The sequence below is a fragment of the Enterobacter sp. PI-10 genome (genome assembly GCF_027947695.1).
In the GTDB taxonomy this organism is placed as follows: Bacteria; Pseudomonadota; Gammaproteobacteria; order Enterobacterales; family Enterobacteriaceae; genus Enterobacter; species Enterobacter vonholyi.
Genome location: NZ_JAJNOG010000021.1, coordinates 1 through 2,818 on the forward strand (window position 1 = coordinate 1; position 2,818 = coordinate 2,818).

At 53.3% G+C, this 2,818-nt stretch carries 1 rRNA gene; it reads right to left on the reverse strand.

What is annotated here, in order from left to right:
* Nucleotides 1-2,793 (reverse strand): 23S ribosomal RNA (locus tag LRM19_RS21125); the annotation flags it as partial.
* Nucleotides 2,794-2,818: the final 25 nt, after the last annotated feature.

The following is a 2,818-nucleotide window of genomic DNA, read 5'->3' on the forward strand; positions in this document are numbered from 1 at the left end:
TCAGGGAGAACTCATCTCGGGGCAAGTTTCGTGCTTAGATGCTTTCAGCACTTATCTTTTCCGCATTTAGCTACCGGGCAGTGCCATTGGCATGACAACCCGAACACCAGTGATGCGTCCACTCCGGTCCTCTCGTACTAGGAGCAGCCCCCCTCAATTCTCCAGCGCCCACGGCAGATAGGGACCGAACTGTCTCACGACGTTCTAAACCCAGCTCGCGTACCACTTTAAATGGCGAACAGCCATACCCTTGGGACCTACTTCAGCCCCAGGATGTGATGAGCCGACATCGAGGTGCCAAACACCGCCGTCGATATGAACTCTTGGGCGGTATCAGCCTGTTATCCCCGGAGTACCTTTTATCCGTTGAGCGATGGCCCTTCCATTCAGAACCACCGGATCACTATGACCTGCTTTCGCACCTGCTCGAGCCGTCACTCTCGCAGTCAAGCTAGCTTATGCCATTGCACTAACCTCCTGATGTCCGACCAGGATTAGCTAACCTTCGTGCTCCTCCGTTACTCTTTGGGAGGAGACCGCCCCAGTCAAACTACCCACCAGACACTGTCCGCAACCCGGATTACGGGTCTACGTTAGAACACCAGCCATTAAAGGGTGGTATTTCAAGGACGGCTCCACGCAGACTGGCGTCCACGCTTCAAAGCCTCCCACCTATCCTACACATCAAGGACCAGTGTTCAGTGTCAAGCTATAGTAAAGGTTCACGGGGTCTTTCCGTCTTGCCGCGGGTACACTGCATCTTCACAGCGAGTTCAATTTCACTGAGTCTCGGGTGGAGACAGCCTGGCCATCATTACGCCATTCGTGCAGGTCGGAACTTACCCGACAAGGAATTTCGCTACCTTAGGACCGTTATAGTTACGGCCGCCGTTTACCGGGGCTTCGATCAAGAGCTTCGCGTTGCCGCTAACCCCATCAATTAACCTTCCGGCACCGGGCAGGCGTCACACCGTATACGTCCACTTTCGTGTTTGCACAGTGCTGTGTTTTTAATAAACAGTTGCAGCCAGCTGGTATCTTCGACTGATTTCAGCTCCACCCGCAGGGGCTTCACCTACATATCAGCGTGCCTTCTCCCGAAGTTACGGCACCATTTTGCCTAGTTCCTTCACCCGAGTTCTCTCAAGCGCCTTGGTATTCTCTACCTGACCACCTGTGTCGGTTTGGGGTACGATTTCGTGTTACCTGATGCTTAGAGGCTTTTCCTGGAAGCAGGGCATTTGTTACTTCAGCACCGTAGTGCCTCGTCATCACACCTCAGCGTTAAAAAACGACCGGATTTACCTAATCGTTCCGCCTACATGCTTAAACCGGGACAACCGTCGCCCGGCTAACATAGCCTTCTCCGTCCCCCCTTCGCAGTAACACCAAGTACAGGAATATTAACCTGTTTCCCATCGACTACGCCTTTCGGCCTCGCCTTAGGGGTCGACTCACCCTGCCCCGATTAACGTTGGACAGGAACCCTTGGTCTTCCGGCGAGCGGGCTTTTCACCCGCTTTATCGTTACTTATGTCAGCATTCGCACTTCTGATACCTCCAGCACCCCTCACAGGACACCTTCAACGGCTTACAGAACGCTCCCCTACCCAACAACACATAGTGTCGCTGCCGCAGCTTCGGTGCATGGTTTAGCCCCGTTACATCTTCCGCGCAGGCCGACTCGACCAGTGAGCTATTACGCTTTCTTTAAATGATGGCTGCTTCTAAGCCAACATCCTGGCTGTCTGTGCCTTCCCACATCGTTTCCCACTTAACCATGACTTTGGGACCTTAGCTGGCGGTCTGGGTTGTTTCCCTCTTCACGACGGACGTTAGCACCCGCCGTGTGTCTCCCGTGATAACATTCTTCGGTATTCGTAGTTTGCATCGGGTTGGTAAGCCGGGATGGCCCCCTAGCCGAAACAGTGCTCTACCCCCGAAGATGAGTTCACGAGGCGCTACCTAAATAGCTTTCGGGGAGAACCAGCTATCTCCCGGTTTGATTGGCCTTTCACCCCCAGCCACAAGTCATCCGCTAATTTTTCAACATTAGTCGGTTCGGTCCTCCAGTTAGTGTTACCCAACCTTCAACCTGCCCATGGCTAGATCACCGGGTTTCGGGTCTATACCCTGCAACTTAACGCCCAGTTAAGACTCGGTTTCCCTTCGGCTCCCCTATACGGTTAACCTTGCTACAGAATATAAGTCGCTGACCCATTATACAAAAGGTACGCAGTCACACCACGAAGGTGCTCCCACTGCTTGTACGTACACGGTTTCAGGTTCTTTTTCACTCCCCTCGCCGGGGTTCTTTTCGCCTTTCCCTCACGGTACTGGTTCACTATCGGTCAGTCAGGAGTATTTAGCCTTGGAGGATGGTCCCCCCATATTCAGACAGGATACCACGTGTCCCGCCCTACTCTTCGAGTTCACAACCTGTGTGCTTTCGTGTACGGGACTGTCACCCTGTACCGTGCGACTTTCCAGACGCTTCCACTAACACACAAGCTGATTCAGACTCTGGGCTGCTCCCCGTTCGCTCGCCGCTACTGGGGGAATCTCGGTTGATTTCTTTTCCTCGGGGTACTTAGATGTTTCAGTTCCCCCGGTTCGCCTCGTTAACCTATGTATTCAGTTAACGATAGTGCAACGAATTGCACTGGGTTTCCCCATTCGGACATCGCCGGGTCAAAGGTTCATATCACCTCGCCGGCGCTTTTCGCAGATTAGCACGTCCTTCATCGCCTCTGACTGCCAGGGCATCCACCGTGTACGCTTAGTCGCTTAACCTCACAACCCGAAGATGTTTCACTTC